The 24,760-nt window shown below is 42.3% G+C and carries 20 protein-coding genes; 9 read left to right on the forward strand and 11 right to left on the reverse strand.

Translation table 11 applies throughout. From position 1 onward, the window contains the following. Nucleotides 1-105: 105 nt before the first annotated feature. The gene (gene ygfZ, locus V7K85_RS18660) at nucleotides 106-1,101 is read right to left on the reverse strand and encodes a CAF17-like 4Fe-4S cluster assembly/insertion protein YgfZ (RefSeq protein WP_334815343.1); all 996 of its coding nucleotides are present in this window, start codon (nucleotides 1,099-1,101) and stop codon (nucleotides 106-108) included. A gap of 136 nt (nucleotides 1,102-1,237) precedes the next feature. On the opposite strand from ygfZ, the gene V7K85_RS18665 reads away from it, so the two are divergent. Both V7K85_RS18665 and V7K85_RS18670 read left to right on the forward strand, forming a co-directional pair. Beyond that, nucleotides 1,238-1,444, forward strand: coding sequence for a type II toxin-antitoxin system HicB family antitoxin (locus tag V7K85_RS18665; RefSeq protein WP_334691741.1), 207 nt, complete (start codon nucleotides 1,238-1,240; stop codon nucleotides 1,442-1,444). Continuing rightward, nucleotides 1,434-1,655, forward strand: coding sequence for a type II toxin-antitoxin system HicA family toxin (locus tag V7K85_RS18670; protein ID WP_334815345.1), 222 nt, complete (start codon nucleotides 1,434-1,436; stop codon nucleotides 1,653-1,655). Before V7K85_RS18665 ends, V7K85_RS18670 begins: the two co-directional genes overlap by 11 nt. A gap of 249 nt (nucleotides 1,656-1,904) precedes the next feature. On the opposite strand, the gene V7K85_RS18675 is transcribed toward V7K85_RS18670, so the two are convergent. After that, nucleotides 1,905-5,408 carry a GAF domain-containing protein gene (locus V7K85_RS18675; RefSeq protein WP_334815347.1) on the reverse strand — a complete coding sequence of 1,168 codons (3,504 nt, stop codon included), beginning with the start codon at nucleotides 5,406-5,408 and terminating at the stop codon, nucleotides 1,905-1,907. Nucleotides 5,409-5,978: 570 nt separating this feature from the next. Further along, nucleotides 5,979-6,275: a hypothetical protein gene (locus V7K85_RS18680; protein ID WP_334815349.1), complete on the reverse strand. Its 297-nt coding sequence runs from the start codon at nucleotides 6,273-6,275 to the stop codon at nucleotides 5,979-5,981. Between the two features lie 311 nt (nucleotides 6,276-6,586). Between V7K85_RS18680 and V7K85_RS18685 the strand changes: the two genes are divergently transcribed. After that, entirely contained in the window at nucleotides 6,587-8,788 is a 2,202-nt protein-coding gene (locus V7K85_RS18685; protein WP_334815351.1) for a dynamin family protein, read from the forward strand. Between the two features lie 107 nt (nucleotides 8,789-8,895). On the opposite strand, the gene V7K85_RS18690 is transcribed toward V7K85_RS18685, so the two are convergent. Continuing rightward, nucleotides 8,896-9,384 carry a hypothetical protein gene (locus V7K85_RS18690; RefSeq protein ID WP_334815353.1) on the reverse strand — a complete coding sequence of 163 codons (489 nt, stop codon included), beginning with the start codon at nucleotides 9,382-9,384 and terminating at the stop codon, nucleotides 8,896-8,898. Nucleotides 9,385-9,547: 163 nt separating this feature from the next. Between V7K85_RS18690 and V7K85_RS18695 the strand changes: the two genes are divergently transcribed. Continuing rightward, entirely contained in the window at nucleotides 9,548-11,470 is a 1,923-nt protein-coding gene (locus V7K85_RS18695; protein ID WP_334815355.1) for a protein kinase domain-containing protein, read from the forward strand. Nucleotides 11,471-11,628: 158 nt separating this feature from the next. Here V7K85_RS18695 and V7K85_RS18700 read toward each other — a convergent pair whose 3' ends face one another. The 6 genes from V7K85_RS18700 to V7K85_RS18725 form a co-directional block, all read right to left on the reverse strand. Continuing rightward, nucleotides 11,629-12,294, reverse strand: coding sequence for a heterocyst differentiation related protein (locus V7K85_RS18700; protein ID WP_334815357.1), 666 nt, complete (start codon nucleotides 12,292-12,294; stop codon nucleotides 11,629-11,631). Nucleotides 12,295-12,530: 236 nt separating this feature from the next. Next, the gene (gene trpA / locus V7K85_RS18705) at nucleotides 12,531-13,358 is read right to left on the reverse strand and encodes a tryptophan synthase subunit alpha (protein WP_334815359.1); all 828 of its coding nucleotides are present in this window, start codon (nucleotides 13,356-13,358) and stop codon (nucleotides 12,531-12,533) included. Nucleotides 13,359-13,453: 95 nt separating this feature from the next. Next, nucleotides 13,454-13,765: a DUF3007 family protein gene (locus V7K85_RS18710; protein WP_334815361.1), complete on the reverse strand. Its 312-nt coding sequence runs from the start codon at nucleotides 13,763-13,765 to the stop codon at nucleotides 13,454-13,456. 24 nt (nucleotides 13,766-13,789) lie between these two features. Continuing rightward, complete coding sequence (gene ndhL / locus V7K85_RS18715) at nucleotides 13,790-14,002, reverse strand: NAD(P)H-quinone oxidoreductase subunit L (protein ID WP_334691763.1); 213 nt, start codon at nucleotides 14,000-14,002, stop codon at nucleotides 13,790-13,792. Between the two features lie 1,138 nt (nucleotides 14,003-15,140). Next, the gene (locus tag V7K85_RS18720; protein WP_334815363.1) at nucleotides 15,141-15,674 is read right to left on the reverse strand and encodes a TetR/AcrR family transcriptional regulator; all 534 of its coding nucleotides are present in this window, start codon (nucleotides 15,672-15,674) and stop codon (nucleotides 15,141-15,143) included. Nucleotides 15,675-15,862: 188 nt separating this feature from the next. Next, on the reverse strand, nucleotides 15,863-16,108 hold the full coding sequence (locus tag V7K85_RS18725) for a hypothetical protein (protein ID WP_334815365.1): 246 nt from the start codon (nucleotides 16,106-16,108) through the stop codon (nucleotides 15,863-15,865). Nucleotides 16,109-16,448: 340 nt separating this feature from the next. On the opposite strand from V7K85_RS18725, the gene V7K85_RS18730 reads away from it, so the two are divergent. Next, the gene (locus tag V7K85_RS18730) at nucleotides 16,449-17,768 is read left to right on the forward strand and encodes a hypothetical protein (RefSeq protein WP_334815367.1); all 1,320 of its coding nucleotides are present in this window, start codon (nucleotides 16,449-16,451) and stop codon (nucleotides 17,766-17,768) included. 12 nt (nucleotides 17,769-17,780) lie between these two features. On the opposite strand, the gene V7K85_RS18735 is transcribed toward V7K85_RS18730, so the two are convergent. Beyond that, entirely contained in the window at nucleotides 17,781-18,701 is a 921-nt protein-coding gene (locus V7K85_RS18735; protein WP_334815369.1) for a lysylphosphatidylglycerol synthase domain-containing protein, read from the reverse strand. 345 nt (nucleotides 18,702-19,046) lie between these two features. On the opposite strand from V7K85_RS18735, the gene V7K85_RS18740 reads away from it, so the two are divergent. The 4 genes from V7K85_RS18740 to V7K85_RS18755 all read left to right on the forward strand — a co-directional run. After that, entirely contained in the window at nucleotides 19,047-19,583 is a 537-nt protein-coding gene (locus V7K85_RS18740) for a DUF6658 family protein (RefSeq protein WP_334815371.1), read from the forward strand. A gap of 129 nt (nucleotides 19,584-19,712) precedes the next feature. Then, nucleotides 19,713-20,312 (forward strand): hypothetical protein, encoded by a 600-nt coding sequence (locus V7K85_RS18745; protein WP_334815373.1) that lies wholly within the window; start codon nucleotides 19,713-19,715, stop codon nucleotides 20,310-20,312. An 896-nt stretch (nucleotides 20,313-21,208) separates the two neighbouring features. Continuing rightward, on the forward strand, nucleotides 21,209-22,744 hold the full coding sequence (locus V7K85_RS18750) for an AAA-like domain-containing protein (RefSeq protein ID WP_334815375.1): 1,536 nt from the start codon (nucleotides 21,209-21,211) through the stop codon (nucleotides 22,742-22,744). Beyond that, nucleotides 22,737-24,760: AAA-like domain-containing protein (locus tag V7K85_RS18755; RefSeq protein WP_334815377.1), on the forward strand; the 2,024-nt coding region annotated here is incomplete at its 3' end. The genes V7K85_RS18750 and V7K85_RS18755, both read left to right, overlap by 8 nt.

Here is a 24,760-nt window from a genome sequence, read left to right on the forward strand (position 1 = left end):
TAAAAGAAACTTTTACCCTACCTGGGATGACGCAATACAAGGGCATCTGAAAATATGCACTCAAGTTTTTAAGCTCTCAAATTGCTAGAGTGAATTTTGAATTGCTTATGGGTACTCCTGAGAAACAAACGGGATTTCTACTACTTCACCTTCAGTTTCTCCCACTTTAACTTTCAAGCCCACGCCACCAGCTTTAGTGCGAATGTAACCTAGTCCAAAGTAACCATCAGCAGTTTCTGTGTAACTGGTAAGTTTGCCGACCTTTTCATCTCCAACTGCGATCGCACTTCCAACTGACGCTGGGGCACTGAGGCGGATACCCAAAAGGTGTTGCTTTACACCTTTGTATGTGTTTAACCGAGCGATGGTTTCTTGCCCAATATAGCAACCTTTATTAAAAGAAATTGTTTGCCACAAACCAACTTCCAGAGGATTGTAATCATCTGTTAGTTCAGCATCTGGGGTGGGACGGCCTTGTAAGATTCGCAACACATCCCAAGCGCGATCGCTCATCTCTACCGCCCCAGCTTCCAACAATTTGTTCAACACCGTTGCTTTGTCAGTATAGGGAAAAGTTAAGGTGTATCCGGGAGCAGCTAACCCACTACCCACAGCAATCCGCACTCCCTCCGCAGGAGCAATCGTGTATACTTGGTGACTACCGTAAGGTTGTCCGATAAGTTCGCCAATACCCAACTTTTCTAAAACAGCGTCGCTTCCTGGGCCAATCAGGCTAAAGGTGTTGGTGTATTGTGTAATATCAGATAATTCCACCTTGTCGGCAAAGAAAATATATTTATCCAGCCATTCCATCAAAAACTGGCGACGGTTGGGTGAAACCAGCAGGATTACCGCATCTTCTCTAACGTAAGCAGTTACTAAATCAATTGTCCTGGCTGTGGAAGTGACGAAAACCGTATCACAACCTTGTCCTGGCTTGAGTATTTGGAAATTGTTAGTACTTTGGTTGTGTAAGAAATTGAGGCGATCGTCGCCAGAGATTTTGATGCGTCCCCAGCCAGTGCGATCGCATATAGCAACCCCTTCTTTTACGGCTTGGATAGCTGCTACGTCTTTATTGTCAAGTGTAGATGTTGGCATGGTAATGGAAAGTTGCCCTGTTTCAATGTTGTCGCACTGGAAATCTTAACAAATAAGCGTTTGCAGCTTCAATCCACCTCCAGTTTTCTTCTGGAGTATAATCAAATCAAAAGAAAGTGCCGAACAAGAAAAACTTATGAAACAAACTTTTACTGCAAGTGTATGGCAGGAAGGTAACTGGTTTGTGGCACAGTGCTTGGAGATTGATATTGCTAGTCAGGGCCAGACTGAAACTGAGACATTGGCTAATCTTGAGGAAGCTTTGTCACTGCATTTTGAACCACCAGTAGCTACTATTATTCCTCAAATTAAGACACTTCAGGTAGAAATAGGTGCCGCTTAAACCATTACCTTATCGTGAAGTGAAGCGTCGATTAGAAGCAGCAGGCTTTGGGGAAGTTAGTCAAAAGGGTAGTCACGTAAAGTTTGCCAAATCTACCAATCAAGGAACCCATACTGCGATTGTGCCTCATTATCGAGAAATTACTATCGGTACGCTGGGCAGTATTTTACGACAAGCTGGGATAAGTTTAGAAGAGTTTGAGGTTTTGTAAGGGGGGCATATATAGCACTTCTCAATTGAGTCGAATACAGATCTAACAAGAACAGCCCCTTTCCGACAACGGAAGGGGAGTAAATTCAAAGCCTCTGACGCCACTTGCTTCTCCTAAGGGAGACGCTGCGCGTAGCTTGCTTCCCCGCAGGGGTACGCCAACACGTCTACGCACAGACAATAGTAATGAAGAACGAAAGCGGGCTTGTGCGATCGCATCTGCTGGTCTGTTTAATTAACTCCTATATATTTAATAAGAACGGGCGTACCCATCAGCTTTGTAGATTCCTTCTCTATCGCCTTGTAGATTTGCTACTTTGACCTCAGATTGTTTAACTGGAATTTCAATCACAAACTCAGCCCCTTCACCAGGTAAAGACAGACACTGTAATTTGCCTCCGTGTTTTTCTACAATTTGGTAACTAATTGAGAGTCCCAAACCTGTACCTTGACCGACAGGCTTTGTTGTGAAAAAAGGATTGAATAGCTTAGTCTGTGCCTCTTTTGTCATGCCGACTCCATTATCCTTAATGGAGATTTGCACCCAATCATCTGCTATCAACTGTGTTTTGATAGTGATCAGAGGATGGTGTTTATTTGCACCTGATTTCGCAGACTGACGGCATAAATCCTCCAGTGCATCGATCGCATTTGCTAACAGGTTCATAAACACTTGGTTAAGTTGTCCAGCAAAACACTCTACAAGCGGTAACTCGCCGTACTGTTTGACAATCTCAACGCCTGAATGCAATGAATTAGCTTTAAGACGATGCTGCAATATTAATAGAGTGCTATCGAGTCCCTCAGAAATATCAACAGGTTTTACCTCGGCTTGGTCGAGACGAGAGAAATTTCGCAAGGAAAGAATAATTTCACGAATTCGTTCAGCACCTAGTTTCAGCGAAGAAAACAGTTTAGGCAAATCTTCAGCGATGAATTCTAAATCTACTAATTTTGCTTGTCGTTGAATTTCCAGATTAGCTTCAGGATATACCTGTTGATAGACATTGAGCATCTCAATCAAATTTTGCGTATATTCATGAAGATGAATGAGGTTGCCGTAAATAAAGTTAACTGGATTATTAATTTCATGGGCAACCCCTGCTACTAATAATCCCAAACTCGACATCTTTTCAGTGTGAATCAGATGAGCTTGAGTTTGCTGCAAATGTTCAAGCGTTTGGGAAAGTTGGTTAGCTTGCTGCTGTGTGTGGTTGAGCAGTACGACGTGTTGTAAAGCAACTCCTAACTGAGAGGCAATTTGGCTGACAAATTCAATTTCAGACTCTTGCCACTCACGGGATTTTTGGCATTGATGAATACACAGTAAACCCCATAGCTGCCCTTGCTTGAGCATGGGAATTACTAAGTTCGCCCTGATTTGGAAGCGAGACAGCATTGAAATATAACAATCGTCTAACTCGCTGTTATAAATATCAGTGACTGCATGAATGTAGCCTTGGGAGAATTTCTTAGTATACTGCTCACCCAAGCAATGATCGTACACCTTTGCTGTTAAGGTCGATGGGAAAGGCGACGCAACATCTTCTGCAATGACTTCGCCGCCGTCATAGTTAGATTCAGAATAGAAGCGAAAGACTACAACACGATCAGCATTAAGTACTCGGCGGAGTTCTTGGGTTGTGGTTTCAAAAATCGCGTTCAAGTCCAGTGATTCCCGAACTTTGGTGATCACACTTGCTAAAGTTTGCTGTTGCTCTGCCACAAGCGCCAATTGTCTGGTTTGCGATCGCACTTGTTCTAGGTACTCGGCTTGTTGCAACGCCACTCCCAGCTGAGTTGCTATTTGCGTGAAAAACTCGACTTCCAAAGCTTCCCAATGCCGAGTGCTTGAATGTTGATACGCTCCCAATAAACCCCATAGTTCTTGCCCGACAAAAATCGGCACAATCATGAAGGCTTTGACATGAAATTGTTCAAGTATATTAAGGTGGCACTGGCTAAATCCGAGGCTATAGATATCATCAACTACAAGACTTTCATTATTGCGGTAGCGTCCGCCTTGCGTTTGTTGTAAATATGTGTCGTCCCACACCATACCTACTCCCAGCTTGACATTGCTCTGCCATTGGGGATTTGCAGATTCATAATCACTGACAAATTCACCTCCCCAGTCGGCATTAAAACGATAGACACTTAAGCGATCGCTTTTAAGTAATTGGCAAACTTCCTCAGTCGTGGTTCGGAAAATAGTGGTAACGTCCAGCGACTGTCGCATATTAGCAATGATCCGAGCTAGGGCTTGCTGCCGTTCCATCGAGCGCTGTAGCTCAATAGTCGAGCGTTGCAAATCAGTATTAGTCTGTTGCAGTTCGGCGTTGCGATCGCGCACTTGTTGCTCTAGGTTTGTATTCAGGGTCTGCACTTGTTTGTAAAGTCGATACTGCTTTACTGCGGTTGCAAAGCGTTCGCCTAATGCTTGCGCCAGCTTAACTTCTGATTCTGTCCACTGCTGTGCTTGCCCGGTTTTTAGTTCGCGCCATGCTGCAAAGGACTGACGTGGCATCAGTTGGCGAGAATCGGTATCAACACAACCTGCCCAAATAGTTTCAATATCCACCTGATCTCGGAAGATGGTTAAACAGCCAACGACGGTGGCACCATGCTGTAATGGTATAATCAACAACGCCCGGATTTGCGTTGCTTGAAAGTTGGGGGCGAGCGATCGCAATAAGGATTCTTTATAAAGATCGCCGATCGCCCACAAATTTGAGTCACAACTGAGTTCGTTAGGTGGAGGAGTCAAAGCATAAACTGCTCTCATCCAATTCACTGACCATGTTTTGTTCTTTTGCTTTTCTGGATAATCGGGGGATGAGACAGTGGCAGAATAGAGATATTTCTGCCACAATCGATGCTCCTCAATCGGTCTATCTTGTCCGATATCGAGTTGAGTAGGCTGCATCCCACAAGTGTAGATTTCTGCTGTTTGTTCGCCGTCTGGCAGCAAGTAGACTCGTCCTCCAGAGCCTTGAAAGGCAGCTACTGTTTCTTCAAGGGCAGCTCGCAGTTGGACAGTCGGCGTAGTATGTAGTTGCTCCGTAACTTGATTAATAATCGCTTCTTGACGGGCTTGCGATCGCACTTGACTGAGCAAAATCGATTGCGATATGGCGATCGCCAGCTGATCGACCACTGACTGAATTAATAGTAATTCCTGTTCTGTCACCACTCGCGCTTCTGAATGGTGAGATACCAATAGTCCCCACAATTGAGATGATTCCCCCAGAGAAGGTAATGAATCTTTCCCTGTTTCCTTGCTTTTTAAAACAATCGGCACCACAACTGAAGACTTTACGCCCATTGCCGTCAAATATTCTATATGACAAGGATCGACGGGACGATAGCGAATATCTTGATAGTCTAATAATTTGCCTGTTTCTAAGCAATCAAGAGGACTAATACCAATTTCTTGTGTTGTCAAATTAACGATAGTTCGCTGGCGTGCTCGCACAAACAGTTCACGGGCATAGGATGGGATGTCATCTGCGGGGAAATTTAACCCCACAAGAGGCGGCAACCGACCTGACTGAATCGATTCAGCAATGACTAATCCATGACCATCAGGTTGAAACTGATAAATTTTGACGCGATCAGTGTCTAGAAACGAGCGTACTTCTGCAACCGTCGCCGACAAAATTTCTTGTAGTTCTAAAGATTGCCGGATACGACTCGCAATCCGATGTAATAAAATTTCTTGAGTTTGACTTACTTGCTTTGTTAGCGATCCCATATATTTGAGTGTTATCAAAAATTTGAGTATTTTTATGATTGGTATACTTTATATTTTGGTAACTAATTACTCTTTACAGTAATAGTAAAAATACGGTTATATACCGCAGCAAAAACAAAGCTCCTCTGAGGATATTCTCACAGGGAATATGAATTATAGTTAGTAATGCTATTTGTGACACAGAAAAAGGCTGCGTTACCATTGAGTCTGATTCACTGATCAGCAATCAATGGGCGATCGCAGTTACTGATACAGGAATTGCATCGATCCTGAAAACCAGTAGCGGATTTTTGACCCATTTGCTGGCGCTGATCACTCCAACAAACTGCATCCTCCTGATAGCACAGGGTTAAAACTAGCGATGGCGTACCCGCTCGCTGTAGGCGATCGCATATTCTTTTCTTACTTTTACTAATTAACTTATTGTCTAATTTGTCAATAGGTTAGTTATGAACCTGGAAAGCATCGAAAAAACCATGCGATTGCCTACGGCGGGCAGTTACGCCATTGCATGTTTGATTAGACATGTTTTATTCCTCAATTTATTTATTACTTTTTGTTGTAAGTTGACTATAGAGTTGTTTTGGCTTGAATTTCTTGAATGATGGTTAAAATTTCCTCTTCCGATTCGATGTGCCTTGCGAGAACTTCAGCGGTTGAGTCAAGTACCCGCTCAGAAAATAATTTAGCTAAATCTTGTCGCAAACTCTGTCCAATGTAAAACTTGAGTAATGCTTCAAGTGTCATATCTCGATTAGCTGCAAATTTTTTGAGCGATTTTAATGTATCTGTTGGTATTTTTATTGATACTGTTTCTGTAGTACGGGATCTTAAATGTAATTCTAGTTCTTCATCATGCTTGTTCATATAACTTTCTTTCTGTGCGAGTAGCTGGACGATTTGTTGATTGGGATGATGTGCGATCGCCTTTCATCTAACAGTGCAATCACTGATGTAATGTTTTTCTTAGTAATTTAAGCTGTACGTGCTTTAACTAATCTTTCCCTCACATAATTATGTCCTCTGAACAGTTCCAAGCAGCGCACGACAGCATTTATAACACTGGCACACGTCTCTTACAGTACCTTCAGGAAATTCGCCAAGGCCGCCTCAGCGAAGGAGACGATACCAAAGGTTTGCAGAGTGTTGAGGATGAGATTAACAAATCCCTACACGAATTGAAAGAGCAGAAATATCAAGTAGCTGTGATTGCAGCGATGAAGGCAGGGAAAAGTACCTTTTTGAATGCCATAATTGGTGCTGATGTTTTAGCAAGTGAGACAGCAGCGTGTACAATCTGCCGTACAGACGTTCGACATATTCCATCTGGGCAAATCCCCAGACTTTTGGAATACCGAGAGGGACAGAGACGACCTATTGTTCTTGCTGAAGGTGATCCTGGAGAAATTCAACAGAAATTTCTAGTGCGTACCCGTGAGATTCGAGAGAAAGATAATCCTGACGATACCATACGCTTTGAGATTGAGTATCCTATTGAAGCCATTAGCGGACTCTCTTCCCTTGCTGGTTTTACTTTAGTTGACACTCCTGGCCCGAATGAGTGGGAGTCTACCAATTTCAATGTAAAACTCAAGCAAACTACACTGGAAGCATTGCGAAACTGCAATGCAATTCTATTTGTTTTAAATTACGCTTCATACAAAGATAATGCTATTTCAGATTTATTTAAGGATGTTATAGAAAATCGTAAGGAAATTTTATCTGAGAACACAGGTAAGATTTACTTCATCCTTAACAAAGTCGATCAGAAAACAGAAAAAGATAGAGAAATTGCTGATGTTATAGAGGACTTGAAACGAGAGTTAACTATTTTTGGCTTTCCAAATCCAATTATCTATCCTGTAAGTTCTAGACAAGGACTTTTAGCAAAACTAATCGAACAAAACAAGGCGACTGAAAGCCAGAAAAAGGATTTCAAAAAGTTTTTTAGTGCCAGGTATGCCATAGAAGATGAAGAAGGCAACCAAATTATACCTGCACCACACAAAATTGCACCAAAAGCTTTAGAGGATAGTGGCTTACCTACTATTCAAAAAATAGTTATTGAAACCATAACTCAAAATGCTGGTTGGAATCTTCTCAGTGATGCATTGGCAAAACTTGATAAAGCAACAAAGGCAATTGAAAATTCTTTGAATACACAGTTTAGTGGTTGGGATATAACAATTGAATCCCTCAAAATAAAAGTAGAGGATTACCGGAGACATTCTGAATTTGCTAAAATTAAGGTTGCAAATGTAAAAAAGTCTGTAGAACAGCAAAAAGAGATACTAATAAAGGGTTTTGTCCAAGGAGTTAATATATTTGCTTACGAAGCAAAAGATAAAATTCAAAATGAAATTGATTACATTGCTCAGTCGAGGGTAGGCAAATCCAAAGAACACAATATTAAACAGTCTGATAATTTACAAAGTCGCGTACATCAAAATGTTGACTGGTTTGCTATTGCTGGAGAAATAGGTGGAACAGTACTAGAGTTTATTCCTGGGATAGGCAAAGTTTTAGGAAAAGGACTTAAAACAGTACTGAAAACAAGCAACTCTTTGCTAGACAGTATGAAGAAATCTGTTCCAGACTCATTGAATATTTCTGATTCTGGGTATCAAGATTCCTTCAACATATCAGACTCATATATCATTAGAGCAAAAACTAGAGTGGAAGCCCAAAGAATTAGCAGCACCATCAATGATTTTTGCGCTCCTCATATTCAAAGTTGGTGGCTAGACACTCAAGATAAGCTTGTTAGGGATGGCACAAAAATAAGAGAAGCTTTAGTTAAAAAAATACAAGAAGATATTCAACAGATATCAAATGAACTTTCTCAATATCTTGGGCAATCTTTGAACGTTCATATAAATATAAATGATATTCAGTTTCCTAGCTTTGAGTTTCGAGGAATAGATGCAGAAATTAAATACCAGCAAGAGGTGTTTACTCGCACACGAAAAGAAGCGAAAAAAGACAGTAGTTGCTGTACATCAAGTGAAGTCTATTATGTAGATGTTTCATACCAGGATAAGCAGGATTTTTACGATATTGACTTACGCCAAACAGCAAAAGGAATTAAGCAGAAGATAGATGAGCAGGTCACAAAAAATCAACAACTTTTACAGCGAGTTATTGAAAAACAAATTGAGGAAGATTTTAAAAGTGCAGAACAGCAAATCAATGACTTTATTAAAATGTTTCAAGATGATTTTGAACTTTTGCTGAAAGAACGGAATACGAAAGAAGCCGAAGCTGCTCATATTCGTGAAATTCTTAATATTTACAAAGACAAGGTTACTAAATATCTGCTTGAATTAACATCTATTCGAGCATCTTTGGATAGTTGGAAGCCATCGCAAAGAATTAGATAGGCGATTAGACCACTCCCCCAACTCAGATAGGCTCAAAAAGCTTCGCTTTACCTTATTACGATTACGTTTGTATAGCCCCAGAATTCTATTCTGAGGCATTTTATTTGTTACCCTTCTGGCAATTTAGCAAACGCCTGCTCAACTAACTCCTTTGCCTTAGCATCCAAACGCAGCCAATCCACTTCTCCGAATTCATCGATTAAACTAGTATCAATATCAGCAGTTTCCTTCTCTGGGCTGTATTCAAGAAAACACACTTCATAACATAGTTCCCACAAATCGATACTCGCTTCTTGCTGTTGACGCTCTAAACGTAGATGATATCCTGGATGGGGCATCGGCAGACGAGCCAGAGTTCCTCTGATTTCATCTGCTTCTTGGGGTGTTGCTGTTTCCATTGCTTGCAACAGTTCAGTCACCAATGCTTTGATTTCATCAGTGGTGCTAGGCGGCCAAATCAGGACATCGTGGTAAGTTCCCGTCCAGGAAGATTCATCAAGCAACTTGCGGATATTGTCGATAACGCGAATGAAAGCAGGTTGCATGAGGATTTCAGCCTGCTGCCATGCAACTGGATTTGTTATTTTAGGTGACATTGGTAGTAAACAGGGGCACTAAAAGAAAAATAAACAGTCTGCGTTTATTAAAAAGCTGCGTTTTTAATCTAAATCTTTTCTCAAGATAGCGGATTTCATTGAAGAAAATTTGGAGATATTTATTACCAGCTGGAAAATTAGGTAATCACTCTGGGGAGGGAACATGATAGGCAAGCTACTAGACCATCGTTACCAAGTAATTCGAGTCCTCGCAATGGGAGGATTTGGTCAAACCTACATTGCCCAAGATACTAGGCGGCCAGGCAACCCCATCTGCGTTGTCAAGCACCTCAAACCCGGAACTGACCCCAGAGTTTTTGATACTGCTAAACGCCTGTTCAACAGCGAAGCCGAAACCTTAGAAAAACTAGGCAACCATGACCAAATACCCAGGCTACTAGCATACTTTGACGAAAACCAAGAATTTTATTTAGTACAAGAATATATTGAAGGACATACCCTAGCTGAAGAACTTATACCTGGTCAGCGCTGGAGTGAAAGCCAAGTAATTCAACTATTGCAAGAAGTTCTGGAAATTCTCGAATTTGTCCACCGCCAAGGCGTGATTCACCGCGACATAAAACCGGATAATATCATCCGTCGTGCCTCAGATAATAAGTTAGTTTTAGTGGACTTTGGGGCAGTGAAGCAACTGCGTACACAACTGGTTACAGTGGGCGGACAACCCTCTGCCACAGTAGTTATTGGCACACCTGGCTATATGCCTACAGAACAAGGGCAAGGTAAACCCCGCCCCAACAGTGATATCTATTCCCTTGGCATCATCGCCATTCAAGCACTAACAGGATTATCAGCTACAGAATTGCAAGAAGATCCGGAAACGGGCGAAATCATTTGGCAACATTCAGTAACCGTGAACTATCAACTGGTGGCAGTGTTGTCCAAGATGGTACATTATCACTTCAAAGACCGCTACCAAAACGCCACGGAAGCACTGCAAGCATGTAAAGACGCGATTAATCCTGTAGCTGCACTTTCCATACCTCAAGAATCTGCCAAAAATTCCAGTTACCAAGCAGCCAAATCTCAGCCTCAAGTATCTCGGCTGCAAACGGTTGCAGTTGCACCAGCAAATCCTGTCAAACCTGCCCGTCAAGACTCTAGCAAATCTGATCCATGGCCAATATTAATTGGCATATTATTGGCGGGTGGTGCGGCTGCTTTGGTAGCAAATGTATATCCAAATGTGAAAAGTTTAGCTCTTAATCTTACAGGTAAAGATACCGCCTTAGCAAACAAATGCTCGGCTGTGGTCGTCGGAAATTCTAATATCCGTTCTGAACCTAGTTCGATAAATTCTGATAATATTTTGCAAACAGTTGCCGATAACACCAATTTTGAGGTGACTGGCAAGCGCACAAAACGGGGTTGGGTAGAAGTTAAACTTAAGTCTGGTCGTTTGGCTTGGGCATACTCGGATGTGATAACCAATAATCAAGAATGGGGTTCTTGCCTGCGCGAAAAGGGCATTGCAACTAAGACAGTAGATGATAGTCCCCTGATTGCAACTCGACCGACTCCCAAGCCAAAAGCAAAATCGAGGGATGTAATAACTCCATTACCAGAAAAGCCGAAAGGGTTAACTGACGATGCTGAGAAATCAGAACGATCGCAGCCTAGTGATAACAGTGCCAATATTATGGAACAAGCAAAACAGAAGTATGATTCAGGGGATATAGTGGGAGCGATCGCACTTTTGAAATCAATTCCGGCAAATGCTGCTTCTGGTATCCAAGAGACACGCAAAATGATTGCCCAGTGGCAGGGAGATTGGGCGAAAGCAGAGGCGTTGTCTAATGAGATAAATAAAGCAATAGATGATGGTAAGTGGGATAAAGTTTTAGATTATAGAAACCATCCAGAAAAGTTGCCTAATACTCAATATTGGCGAAATAGAATAGAACCATTATTTAAACAAGCAGCCGAAAATCTAGCAAAACAGGCACTAACTAAACTAGAAAATCAAGGTAATCAGAAAAATACCCCAGAGAAACTTCCCGATACTAACCAACCTGCCACTAAAGAAAGTCCTAATACTACAGAAACTCCTAAAAGCGGGTTTTAACAGTTATCAGTAAACGCTGTTTACCTCCTTCCCAGCTAATGCCTACAAGGAGGCTCTACCTCCTGAATTTCCGGCAGCATCCCAGTGAAGAACGTTTCCAGGTATAACCTGGAAACGAGATTTTAAATCTGTGTTTATCTCTAGTTTGATTTTGCCGATTAGTGGATTTCGTCGTATTCTGGGGCTTCAACTCGTCTTGCTTCCATCCGCGAAGCAGGCAGAAACTCGGCTCGACGGACTGGAACCAAGGGCGGCGTATTTCCTTGGTAGGGGTGAATTACTTGTACAGTACGGGCTGGACGCTGCCGTGGTGAGAATAAAGCCAATACCCCAGCGACGACAACACCACCACCAATAGTGAGAGTTGCGCCTCCCACAGCCCAAAGCATGGGTGAAGACCACCAAGCAGGATTTTGCGGCTGGAGTGCTGTTACTTTTTGTTGATTATACTGCTGGGCTTGTTGCCACTGTTGCTGAGTATTGAAATTTTGAACTTGGCCTTGGAGTTGTTGATTTTGCACCTTCAGCTGTTCATTGTCGTTTTTCAAACGCTCCAGTTGCATCTGTGTGTTCAGCTTCTCCATCTCCAGACGCTGGTCAGAATTAGGAGCCACTGGCGACTGATTAGGATTGGGATACATTGGTTGCCCATAAGGGCCGTAAGGATACATTTGTGGCTGCATTCCCGGCGCTACTACAGTCCCTGGCATTTGGGGAGCAACAGCGAAGTTAGGTTGTAAGGGGGTATTTGTCCCTTTGAGCAATACCAGAGCCGCCAGCCCAGCTACAGCAACCCCGCCGATAAACGCCATACTCTCACTCATCGCCTTTGCTCCTCAATTGCGACGTAACTATAACCATTTGTGACTGACTCACTCTCACACTCATAAATTATGCCTACTTGATTTCACATAATACTCAAACTATAAGCGACCGTATCAGCTAGTTTTTTTACATCCTGATATCTGATGTTAATATTCAAGACCATAACGGTCAAATTGTCTACCAAGCAAGCATAGAAAAACTGCGCTGTTATACTTTCTTAATCTACTTTGCCCGTCTAATCAAGAAGAGTATTTGTGCTGGTGTTGGTGGTCTTGATGGCTGCCTTCAGACTTTGGCAAAATTCGGCGATCGCCGAAAGTCCCTGCTCTGGTGTGCCTTGGGCTAACCGTTTCACAAAAGCGCTGCCCACGATCGCCGCATCTGCGCCCCATGCCCTTACCTGACGGGCTTGTGCAGCTTCGGAGATCCCAAAGCCGACAGCGATGGGTTTATCAGTAACACTACGAATTTGGTTGAGTAAATCAGACACGCGGTTTTCCAGTTGCGATCGCATCCCTGTAACCCCTGTGACGCTAACTAAATAAATAAATCCTTGGGAAGAACGAGCGATCGCTTCTATGCGTTGGGCAGAACTGGTGGGAGCGACCAACAAGATTACGTCAATTCCCATCTCACTAGCTGCTTGGAGCAAGCCTGCTGCTTCCTCTAAGGGTAAATCAGGTATTACCAATCCTACGACCCCAGCAGCAGCAATTTGTCCAAGAAATTTTTCAATCCCACGGTGCAAAATTGAGTTGTAGTAGATCAACAGGACAATAGGCGATCGCAAATTGGGAGTAATTCCTTGCAACATTTGCAGCACCTGCTCTAATTTCGTTCCCTTTTGCAAGGCGCGGCTAGCAGCAGCTTGAATTACTGGCCCATCCGCTAGAGGATCGGAGTAGGGTATACCCACTTCAATTATGTCTGCCCCATTGCGATCCAGAATTTGCAACGCTGCTGCTGTTGTTTCTAAATCTGGATCTCCAGCAGTGATAAACGGAATCAGAGCGCACTCACGATTGCGCCCAAGAGTTTCAAAGCAATCAGAAATTGCAGTCATTTAGTCAAGTGTCAAGAGTCAAAGGTCAAGAGCCAAGGGTCAAGGCTCAAAATCTGGACTTTGGACTCTGGACTCTTGACTCATCAATGATAACTTTACACCTGGGATTGCTCTTCTTGTTCTATTTGGGCTTGAATTCGTGCTAGTTCTTCGGGAGTAAGCTCTTCTAACCGCTTTTGCAGAAAGTCTTGCTCATACTGTTCCCGCTGTTGGTGGTAGGTCATTTTTTGTCCCACCGCACGGAAAAAATAGGTGGCTAACCAGCCAATTAATCCACTAACTAGTAAGACTTGGCTCCATATACCAGCTTTCTGATTATCCAAACCGACTAGCTGCAATCCTACAAATGCCAAGCCGCCGGCAATAAAAACACCTAAGCTAATTCCAATAGCGTCAATCCGTCGCATGAGAGTTATGACCTACCAATCTCGTTAAACTTGAATTTGTCGCCGTTGAGGTCGAAAATTTACAAAGGGCGATAGAACCAACAAACCCGGAAAGAAGAAAAACACCAAAAAGTACATAAAAGTACGCTCGATGGAGGTAGCTACATACCAACGCTGCTTCAGGTACAGCAAGATAGCAACGGGGATTACTAGAAGGTAAGCTCCAGCCAAAATCAGATACAGCAGGGCGACAATCATAACTTTCAAGTCTTAAGCATCTGTTTTCCATCATAGGCTGAAGAGCCAGACTCAGAGAAGTATAGTCATAAATGCTTTCAACATAACTGCGCCATAATTCCTCGTCTATGTCCAAATTGACTTAACCTGAATTCTTTACAACCCCACCCCCAAACCCTAAGAGCTTGCGAGGCTACTGTGTACACACAAGTAGGAAAACCTCATGCACGGTTTGAATCTGGTAGGGTGCGTTATGCACATTAGTCCTAACGCACCGAAAATCTCGTAGGGTGCGTTACCCTATGGCATAACACACCCTTGCATTACTAAGTTGTTAGGAACTTGTGTGTACCCCGTAGGCTTACGGGTTGGGGAGCTAAAGCGCAGCTTTGGCGGGGTGGAGTACTTTTACTATGGGCAATTCAACGCAGATCATAACAAAAGCTAATATCATGCTATTATGGTGAACCCACTAGCAAACAAATGCTCTAGTCAGACAAGATCAAAAACTCATTCAGATATTACGAGGAGACAAGCAAGACTTCCAACTTTGGAAAACAATCGCAAAATCTGAAAAAATATTTTCAATCTAGTTGGACAAAAGACACAATTGATGGTGGAATAGATGAGGAGGTATTTGCTGCCTTCACAAAATAACTAGTTATACTAGTTGCCAAACACCAACGGGGGTGTGGCGGAATGGTAGACGCTACGGACTTAGATAACTGAGCCTTGGAGGAGAAATCCCTCAAGTGGAAGCTCTCAAACTCAGGGAAACCTAAATCTGGTGACAGACATGGCAATCCTGAGCCAAGCCCAAAATTTGAGATTTGCGATTTGAGATTTGCGATTAGTCTTCAATCCAAAATCCAAAATCTAAAATCCAAAATTGCGGGAAGGTGCAGAGACCCGACGGGAGCTACCCTAACGTTAAGTCGAGGGTAAAGGGAGAGTCCAATTTTCAAAACCTGGCCTTGTTAAAGTCATCAGGTAGCAGTGAAAACTGCGGGAGAATGAAAATCCGTTGACCGTAAAAGGTCGTGTGGGTTCAAGTCCCTCCACCCCCATTAAAAATTGAAAATGCCAAAAGGCTTCCTGTGACTTTACCCATAACTTTGCCGCAACGCTAAGCTTATGCTTCCAATAAAGGATGGCAAGGTTATAGTTCCAAACAAATTTCTTTTCGCGCTGCCCTTAAAGCAGCGCGAACTTGTTTGTCACGAAAACATCCTGGTTTAGCTAATAGCCTTGAAATAGCTGCCTCACTAGGATAAATACCTTCAGTATGAACTTGCCTAACAGCTTGTTTTACCTCCTCGCAACAGTGTTCGATTCGTTTGATGCGAGATTCTTTCATATACTTAACGTACTCGGCTGAAATCGCTCGGCATAGCTCTGGGAAATGCCTGTAAAGAACTCGCTTAGGATACCCAAGGCGTTTCGCTACTGCTGTCATAGGTAGCGGTTGTTCATTCGCTTGAAGCACATTTTCAAGTAACTGTTGAGTGCGATCGCTATCAAACTTTACTTCAAGCTTTTTTCTGCTGCTATCTACCACTTGCTTTTGAGGCATAGCAGAAAATTGACTAGAATTTTCTTTAGCAGTATCTTGAGTCAAAAAATCCAGCACAGATACCTGAAGAGTAAAACAGATTTTCAAAATTACATTCAGTTCTGGCAAGACTTTTCCCATCTGCCACATCCAAACCTTGTTTTTGGGAATTTCGAGCATACGGGGGGAGAAATCGAAGATAGTACTGTATCGGAAGAAGGATGTTGGCTATTTCGGTGATCAGACCGCTCACTGGCTGGTTCACTCTCGACAGCATTCGCGTTTAAACTTCACCAGCATTTCTGTCTCCTTCATTGCCTAGCTCCGTTTCATCTTCGTCTGCGTCCTCTTGTTCCCTCTCTTGGACAATATGAGCATATTTGGTCTAAAACACTCAAAGCTAAATTAATTAGCATTGGGTGTGCTGGAATCAGCGTCTCTACAGATTCTGGGTTTTCTTTAGGGAAAAGGCGTAGCAAGCGCCCTAAGTCTTGGGTAAAAGATAGAAGAGCGCGAATATTGGTAGCGTGAATACGGTATTTCAGGCGATTAATAGAAACCCCTTCACCTAACATCCCAACCCCAACTATCCAAGAGCAAGCTCCTACTCCTGTTTGGGTAGCAAACTGTTCAATGAGTTCACTCTCGGCTTTCCCTGTCTGAAAATTAGTATTTGAGTCTGACTAACTCGCCCATATAGTTTTGTATTGGCTCTGATTCTTAAAACTAAGTAATTTAACAGAAGTATTTGATGAAGTATTAAACACAAATTGTTTAATACTTTATTTATAGTCCGAGTTTATCAAATTTGTGTAAAAAGATTACTGAATCTCTCAAGAATAGATTGATGCTACTGTTCACCAAGGTAAACTGGTAATAATATGAACAGGAAGCCTTTTTGTCCTGAGAACTGGAATGAACGCTAATCGTTTATCAATTAGTCAGGAATATCCGCACTTTGTTACGTCTAAATCTAGACCGCCAAATTTGCAAATTGCACAAGAAGAGGTTTATAGCTTCTTCGTGGAAATTGTCAAACAATTGTCGCCAGATGATGTTTTACGGAAATTCAAAGGTTTATTTTTAGACGGTCTGTATTCAATAGATCCCGATTATATACCTGGGATATACAGCATTTTTTTAGATGATAACGAACAAGAGTTTTGTAATACACTTAAGCGGTGTTGCTACATCATAGTTAATAATTGGAAAACCAACAGAAAAGACAAATATATCCAAAAATTACTTAATTCATTGGTTAATGAAAATCTGAAGATAAAGACCAATGATCCTCCCTTATTAAAGATTTATAAAAGCTGGTTAGAGACTTTTGTCAATAGCAAAGACTACCAAGAACTGAAATTATTTGTTATTAAATATGACGAATCATCTAAAGGTCAGTGGGCTAATCGCTACACTTCCTATTTATTAATTGATCAATCTGTTAATGAGAATAATCCCAAAGAACAACAAGAGGCTGCTAGAAGGCTTTCTAAACAAATAAAAGAAAAATTTAAGTTTGAACTAGCAATATATATTGCTCGTTCTCAATCTGCCGTATCAAGCACAACACGCTACACGAATCCCAGTATTTTGGGAGACCATGTTCTGCGTTTAATAAAAGCAATTGTCTTAAGAAGAGGTGTATTTAGCCATGAAAATATTGCCCATATATTTATTAAGCAAACTCAAAATCAAACTCTTGAAGAATTTAAAGTAAATCTGGAAAAATATTTATTCTTTTCTGTAGAAAATCAAGAAATAGTCGAGACTTGGAGGCAGCAGTTTGCGGATACTTTATCCTTATGGAAAACGGATTGTAATCAAGAAATTATCACTAAAGAATTGTTTTTGAGAACCTGTAATCGAGTGATTGATTGCTTGACAACAGAAAATGGGAAAGACCCTTCATCATTATTTATCTTATTGCTTACCTCAGGTCACTCTCTAACATTGGTGATTATCCTGCTAAAGATTATTTTAATTTGTAAAAATTCTCGCAGGCATTTAGAAATTAAGATTGCTCATCTGATTCGTTTTTACGAAAAGTATCCCGAAGAAGAATGCAAGGGAGTAATAAATTTTATCGAGATTTTTAATATCACGTTTGCAATTCATGCAGAAAACGTAGAATACAACTTGATTAAGATGGAAGAAGAACAAAGCAGTAATCCGCAGTTAAATTTGGATAGTTATCGTGTGTTTTCACAGATGAAGGTAGATAGACAAAAATGAGTGTCGCCTGATTCATGATTTAGCAAGGCGTTCGTCTAACCAAGCTAAGGCAGCACCCGCAGTTTCAGCTAGAATACTAATGAGGCGATATAGAGCGATCGCACTAAAAACTAGGGCGGCTGGAAAGTGGTGTCGTAAAAGTTCATATGCAGTCGCTTCAAACACACCTAACCCACCAGGCGCACCCGGAATGATAAACCCTAACAACCAAGCGCAACTAAAAGCCCCTAACAATAAAGGAATTTGATTCGCATTCAACGAATCCAGGGCGAACATAGTTAATATAAAGCCAGTTCCACGCAGTCCCATAAAGCCCAATTCTCCTAACAAAGGTCGTAGGGGATAGCTTTTAAGACTGAAGGGAACAGTTGGTTCAGTGGTGACAGCAGACTTTTTTGCTTTCAATCTGTACAAAAAGCGAATAACTGGGTTTAAAAACCAAGGATGAATCGCACAAAGGACTACAGCTAAACTCAGCAATTGTAGTATTTGTACAACAAAAGTAGTATTATCTGCTGCAAATTGGCTACTGCATAGGACAATGATGATTAAAGCAGCCGCTAGCATCAGTAGCGGTTCCAGTAAAACGCTTAAGGTGGCTGCACCAGCGGAAATATTGGCATTTTTGGCAGCTACAATTCGCCCGTAGTGATGCCAGATATTTCCTGGTAAATACTTAGCTATATTCGTTTTTAGGTAAACTAGGATGAACTGGGAAGATGATACAGGTTGATTTAACTCTTGCAGAATCCAAGTCCATATCCAGCCAGCCCAAGTATGTGCCACTAAAGTGACGCCTGTAGCGATCGCCATAATTGCCCATCCTACCTGATCAATGCGGATAGCAGTCACTTCAAGCCAATTATCCTTCAAAGCTTTCCCTAAAAAAAACAGCGTTCCGCCCAAAATTATCCAGCGTAAAAATTGCTTCATTAATTTAGTAATTTAACGGTTAGACCAACAAGGGCTGAATACCTCAACTATTACAGCACATCAGCTACCTATCCAAAGCTTTTGAAGTATTAAATAGGTTTATGTAGTTCTTTTTCATAAAAGGATATTATTTTAATTTATATCTTCCTATAGTTAGATAAGAATATTATATTGATCATAATTAAAATGTGGCCTGCGCTAGAGGTAAAGTTAATTTTATTATTCATATCCTTAATATGAGGTTATCAAATGCAAGTTAACCAAAACAAGCACAATAATTTGCTGACCGATCCAATGAATTCAGCAAAAGTTTAACTTAATTAATATTTTGGTAAGGAGGACTACGTGAACACTGTGAGAGTTTTTTTGAAAAAAATAAGATTGCGCCAGATATTAACTATCTTTTTAGCTGGACTATTGTTGATAGTTAGCACTGCTTGTAGTGGGGCAAATGCTCAAGGTGCAAATCCACAAAATCCGGCTGTACAAGCTGGTGGAGCAAACAATCCTTATAAGAATGGTGGAGACAACTATACCAACAACAGAATGTCCACCGATCCGAAAATAACAAACCCAAAAGCCAATCAGGGAAGCGACCAAGCTAGCTTACAACCAAGTTCGCAATTGTTGATTGCTACAAATAGAGAATCCGAGATCCTTTATCCTGGTGCTGAGACACCAGCAGGTCGAGTCCAGAAAGAAGCAGAACTGCCAATCATCACTGATAAGGACTTCCGCCAGCCTGAACCAGGTGGTTTGATTCAGGATGAATCAAATGTAGGAGATCGGGTTAAAGATCGTCTTGAGATTGTAAAAGAGGCTGTTGAAGAAGCTTCCGGCTTTTTGAAAAAGAACCCAGATGAAGCTAAAGCAAGACCTTAATTACAACTAAATCCAGCAATAGACAAATAGAAACCTTATTTTGTCTGAATACTTGGGATACAAAATTAATTCCAAATGCTATCTTGGTTGAAGTTTAACTTAGTCAGAAAAATGCAAGGAGTTAGAAGTATGAAAAAAGCAATGAATTGGCTGAAAAACATTCGTCCCTTGAAAGTTTTAACTGTTTTTTTAGCAGGAATATTCTTATTTCTGACACAGGCTTGTGGTGCGCCAGGAATAGCAACACCGCCACCACAGCCTGACGCTCAATCACCTTATTCCAAACGATACGATCCCACAAAAGATTATCCTCTCTCTTCTCCTGCTGGTGGGATAAATAACTTTAGTGATGTAGATCCTAGAGCGAAAGATGAAAAGGCAGTGAATGACAGAGGTGATGCGATGGCAAAAAATGCTCAAAGGAATATTGAGCAAAAGGGAGCTGACAGCCCAGAGCAATATGGCGAAAATTACAAACAAGGGACATCCCTTGGTGGAAGAGTGAAGAACCTGGGTGAAGATATCGGCAGTTCAGCTGAAGAAGTTCGCAAAGGTCTTGTTAAGGGAACTCAGCGAGGAATTGAAAATATTAAGGGTAATACCCAGAATGCTGCCGAAGACGTGACAAAAAATGTTCAGCGTGGAGCTGAAGATGCTGGTAAAAATGTTCAGCGTGGAGCTGAAGATGCAGGCAACGCAGTGAAGAGGACAGTCAAAGACGTTGATTGAAATTAGTTATTCAATCTTCTGCAAAGATATGAAAGCGCCCACAGACCTTTAATATGGGGCTACCTAAACAAAGCCTGCCTACCCAGGCTTTGTTTTAGTTTTAGGTGGGTAGGACTTACGCAGTGGTGATTAGTCATTGCGAGCGGAGCGAAGCAATCCCAGTCTTGACGAGATTGCTTCGCTCCGTTCGTAATGAGGGTAAGTATTTTTGTCCCCCTACTTACCTTGGATGCACAGTTTGACAAAATTACCTGTTTTTGAAATTGTCACCAATAGTCGGAGATTGGAAACGAGTGTTTGGACTCCGTTAATCAGTGTTTGAACTCCGTTAATTAGTCTTTTAGGTGAATTACTAGTAATAAATTTACCATAGCCGTTGGTTTCGACTTCGCTCAACCAACTGAATGGTCGAGAGTTGAGCGAAGTCGAAACTCGTTAACATAGGTATTTTTTTCATCAGAAATGACTTTAGCTTCATTAATCAGTCTTTTAACTCCATTAATCAGTGTTTTAGCTCCGTTAATGAGTGTTTTAACTCCATTAATCAGTGTTTTAGCTCCGTTAATGAGTGTTTTAACTCCGTTAATCAGTGTTTTAGCTCCGTTAATGAGTGTTTTAACTCCATTAATGAGTGTTTTAACTCTGTTAATCAGTGTTTGAACTCCATGAACAATTTTTTTGTGTTGTCGGTAATTGCCTGCAACTGCACTGTAGTAGAGTGTAACTACTTGATTGTGCTGTGAATAAAACCCTAATTTGTTCAGCTAATCCTCAAAATAGGGAAAAGCTGCCTTTGGATGACGAAACACAGAATTAACCAACTTCTGTACCAGATTGACTCGCAACTAGACAAGCTTTTGCACTCAAAAAGCTGAAGCAAGACAAGGTTAATAGTAATGTTAAAGTCACAGGCTAAACGCATCTTCATCAGCTATAAGCGCAATGCTAGCCCCGATGAGTCGGTGGCGATGCAAGTCTTCCAGGCTCTATCGCAGCAGCACAAAGTTTTTATCGACCAAACGATGTCCGTTGGCACACGCTGGGCTGAATGTATTGAAGCAGAAATCCGCCAAGCTGATTTTCTGATTACTTTCCTTTCAGCCTTGTCAACCAGCAGCGAGATGGTGGTGGCAGAGATAGAGACAGCACACCACTTAGCAAAATCACAGTCAGGACGCCCGATAATTCTCCCAGTGCGTCTGGCGTATCAAGAACCGTTCTTGTATCCCTTGAGTGCTTACTTAAATGGCATTAACTGGGCTTTCTGGAAAGATGCAGAAGATACGCCGCGCCTGATTGCAGAGTTGTTGCAAGCTGTCTCTGGCAGTGCATTGGCTATCAGTGATGAAAAATCGAAGGCAGATTTACTCCAAATAAGTCAGCCGTCACCCTTACCCCATCCCTTTCCTTCAGCACAGCCCGTCTCACTGGAAATGCCGGAAGGGACAATGGAATCGCAATCTGCTTTTTACGTGGAACGCTTATCTGATCCACTTACTTTGCAGACTATTGAGCGGCAGGGTGTGACAATTACAATTAAAGGCCCCCGGCAAATGGGCAAAAGTTCGCTGTTAATCCGCACAATAAACACTGCTGTGAATGCAGGGAAGCGGGTTGCTTTGCTGGATTTCCAATTGTTTGATAAAGCCGCTTTAACTAATGCTGATCTTTTCTTTCGCCAGTTCTGTAGTTGGTTAACTGATGAACTGGAAATGACTGACAAAGTTGATGAGTATTGGAATATGCCTTTGGGCAATAGTCAGCGTTGCACCCGCTATGTTGGGCGCTATTTGCTCAAAGAGTTTGGCAACCCCATTGTTTTAGCGATGGATGAAGTTGAAAGGGTCTTTGATACTGAATTCCGCTCTGATTTCTTTGGAATGCTGCGAAGCTGGCACAATAGCCGCGCCACCACTCCCATCTGGAAGCAACTGGATTTAGCGCTGGTTACTTCCACCGAACCCTACCAGCTAATTGATAATCTCAACCAATCCCCCTTTAATGTTGGGCTAGTAATTGATTTAGAGGACTTTACAGCAGCACAGGTTGCTGATTTAAACCGCCGTCATGGTTCACCTCTCAACGCCAGCGAAGAAAAGCAATTAATCGCGTTACTAGGTGGACATCCTTATTTAGTACGCCTTGCCCTCTACTCAGTTGCTAGCGATCGCCTCCATCCTACCGAATTATTTGCCAATGCGATCGCAGATAATGGCCCCTTTGGCAATCATCTGCGTAACCACCTCTTCCGGCTGCATAACAAACAGGAGTTGGTTCAGGGTATGTTCCAAATAATTCGCCAGAACACCTGTGAAGATGAGCGCATCTTTTTCCGTTTGCGGGGTGCGGGTTTAGTGCGTCGAGAAGGACGTGTAGTGTTTCCCCGTTGTCAACTTTACACCGACTATTTCCGGGAGCATCTGCGTGGTTAATCCAAGCATTTACACTGTTGGGGGAACTGTACAGGCTGGCGGTGGTATTTACATTCCCCGCCAAGCTGATGAAGAATTGCTCGGTTTATGTGAGTCAGCAACTTTCGCCTATGTTCTCACGCCGCGCCAAATGGGTAAGTCTAGCCTGATGGTACGCACGGCGCAAACGCTAACAAACAAGGGAATTCGTTCTGTTATTGTTGACCTTCAGGAATTGGGGGCACAAGTCACAGTAGAACAGTGGTATTTTGGCTTTTTGGTGAAGCTAGATGACCAACTCATGTTTGATACAGATGTGGTGAGTTGGTGGCAACAACACGAGCATTTAGGAGTATCGCAACGGCTAACGCTGTTTTTTGAGCAGGTTTTACTGGCTGAGGTTGAAGAACGGGTGGTGATTTTTGTGGATGAAATTGATTCCACCCTCAGCTTAGATTTTACCGATGATTTTTATACAGCAATTCGCTATCTCTACGTTGCCCGTGCGACTAATCCTGAATTTCACCGTCTCTCTTTTGTCTTAATGGGGGTAGCGACTCCCGGCGATTTAATCCGCGATGCCAAGCGCACACCGTTTAATATCGGACAACAGGTGGATTTAACTGATTTTACCTTTGAGGAAGCCTTACCCTTGGCTGATGGTTTGGGACTTTCCGCCCAGGAGGCAGAGAAAGTACTGCGGTGGGTGCTGAAGTGGACGGGGGGACATCCATATTTAACTCAGCGTTTGTGCGGTGTTTTGTTAGCAGAGAGTAACAGGGAAGGTGAATTTCTTTCTCTTGGCGAAGCAGATGTAAATCGAATAGTTAACAGCACATTTTTTGGCGCGATGAGTGAGCAAGACAATAACTTGCAGTTTGTACGGGATATGTTGACTAAACGCTCACCAGACCCGGAGGTTTTGACTATTTACCGCGAGATTCGCCAAGGCAAGCGGGCAGTTGTGGATGAGGAGCAGTCTTTAGCTAAATCTCACTTGAAGCTATCGGGGGTGGTACGGCGGGAGAATAATGTTTTGCGGGTGCGGAATCAAATCTATCGGCAAGTCTTTGATTACAAGTGGATTAATAAACATTTGCCGTTTAACTTGCGGGATAGGTGGGAACAGCTTAAACCTGCGCTGCCCTATGTGGCAATATTAGTAGTATTTTCGGTTTTAATGACGGGAGTGGTTGTGTATGTGAATAGCGAACGTCTGACTGTCCAAGATGCCCTCAAAGAGGTAGAAAAACAGCGTCTAGAAGTAGAAACTCAACGAAATAACGCAAGGTATCAGGCTAGAAATGCGCGAACACAGCAGAAAGAAGCAGAGGAAAAAGGCAGGGAGGCAGAAAAGCAAAAGCGGATTGCTAATCAGGAGAGTGAAAGAGCTAAAAAAGGAGAGGAGCAAGCAAAGTCTGCACAACAATTAGCTGAAGAAAGCCGAATAAAGTTAGCAAATGCATTTGAGAAAACAAAAACTGCTGAACAATTAGCTAAGGACAGACAGGTAGACGCTGAAAAGCAACGAGATTTGGCAAAGGTAAAAGGACAGGAAGCAATCGCCGCTAAAGCAGATGCAGATAAAGGTCGAATAAATGCCGAAATTCGGGCTGATAGCCTCAAATCACAAAACCTGATGGCAGCAAATTTAGAACTTGATGCTTTAGTAACTAGCTTGAAGGTAGGAAAACGACTCAAAATATCAAATAAAAATGTAGAACCAGATACCCGCATTTTGGCAGTAGCCACACTCCAGCAGGTGCTTTATGGAGTCAAGGAACGTAACCGCCTAGAAGGTCATAGCGATTCGGTTTTAGGCGTGGCATTTAGCCCCGACGGTCAAACCATTGCCTCTGCCAGTCGTGACAAGACGGTGAAACTGTGGAATCGCAACGGGCAACTCCTGCAAACTCTCCAAGGTCATAGCGATTCGGTTTTTGGCGTGGCATTTAGCCCCGACGGTCAAACCATTGCCTCTGCCAGTCGTGACAAGACGGTGAAACTGTGGAATCGCAACGGGCAACTCCTGCAAAC

Origin of the sequence: Nostoc sp., assembly GCF_036917615.1 — a bacterium.
Lineage (GTDB): Bacteria > Cyanobacteriota > Cyanobacteriia > Cyanobacteriales > Nostocaceae > Nostoc.

Coding starts and splice junctions, on each gene's coding strand:
- ygfZ (WP_334815343.1), bottom strand. CDS start 1,101: ATGCCAACATCTACACTTGACAATAAAGACGTAGCAGCTATCCAAGCC.
- V7K85_RS18665 (WP_334691741.1), top strand. CDS start 1,238: ATGAAACAAACTTTTACTGCAAGTGTATGGCAGGAAGGTAACTGGTTT.
- V7K85_RS18675 (WP_334815347.1), bottom strand. CDS start 5,408: ATGGGATCGCTAACAAAGCAAGTAAGTCAAACTCAAGAAATTTTATTA.
- V7K85_RS18680 (WP_334815349.1), bottom strand. CDS start 6,275: ATGAACAAGCATGATGAAGAACTAGAATTACATTTAAGATCCCGTACT.
- V7K85_RS18690 (WP_334815353.1), bottom strand. CDS start 9,384: ATGTCACCTAAAATAACAAATCCAGTTGCATGGCAGCAGGCTGAAATC.
- V7K85_RS18695 (WP_334815355.1), top strand. CDS start 9,548: ATGATAGGCAAGCTACTAGACCATCGTTACCAAGTAATTCGAGTCCTC.
- V7K85_RS18700 (WP_334815357.1), bottom strand. CDS start 12,294: ATGAGTGAGAGTATGGCGTTTATCGGCGGGGTTGCTGTAGCTGGGCTG.
- trpA (WP_334815359.1), bottom strand. CDS start 13,358: ATGACTGCAATTTCTGATTGCTTTGAAACTCTTGGGCGCAATCGTGAG.
- V7K85_RS18710 (WP_334815361.1), bottom strand. CDS start 13,765: ATGCGACGGATTGACGCTATTGGAATTAGCTTAGGTGTTTTTATTGCC.
- ndhL (WP_334691763.1), bottom strand. CDS start 14,002: ATGATTGTCGCCCTGCTGTATCTGATTTTGGCTGGAGCTTACCTTCTA.
- V7K85_RS18720 (WP_334815363.1), bottom strand. CDS start 15,674: ATGGGAAAAGTCTTGCCAGAACTGAATGTAATTTTGAAAATCTGTTTT.
- V7K85_RS18725 (WP_334815365.1), bottom strand. CDS start 16,108: ATGTTAGGTGAAGGGGTTTCTATTAATCGCCTGAAATACCGTATTCAC.
- V7K85_RS18730 (WP_334815367.1), top strand. CDS start 16,449: ATGAACGCTAATCGTTTATCAATTAGTCAGGAATATCCGCACTTTGTT.
- V7K85_RS18735 (WP_334815369.1), bottom strand. CDS start 18,701: ATGAAGCAATTTTTACGCTGGATAATTTTGGGCGGAACGCTGTTTTTT.
- V7K85_RS18745 (WP_334815373.1), top strand. CDS start 19,713: ATGAAAAAAGCAATGAATTGGCTGAAAAACATTCGTCCCTTGAAAGTT.
- V7K85_RS18750 (WP_334815375.1), top strand. CDS start 21,209: ATGTTAAAGTCACAGGCTAAACGCATCTTCATCAGCTATAAGCGCAAT.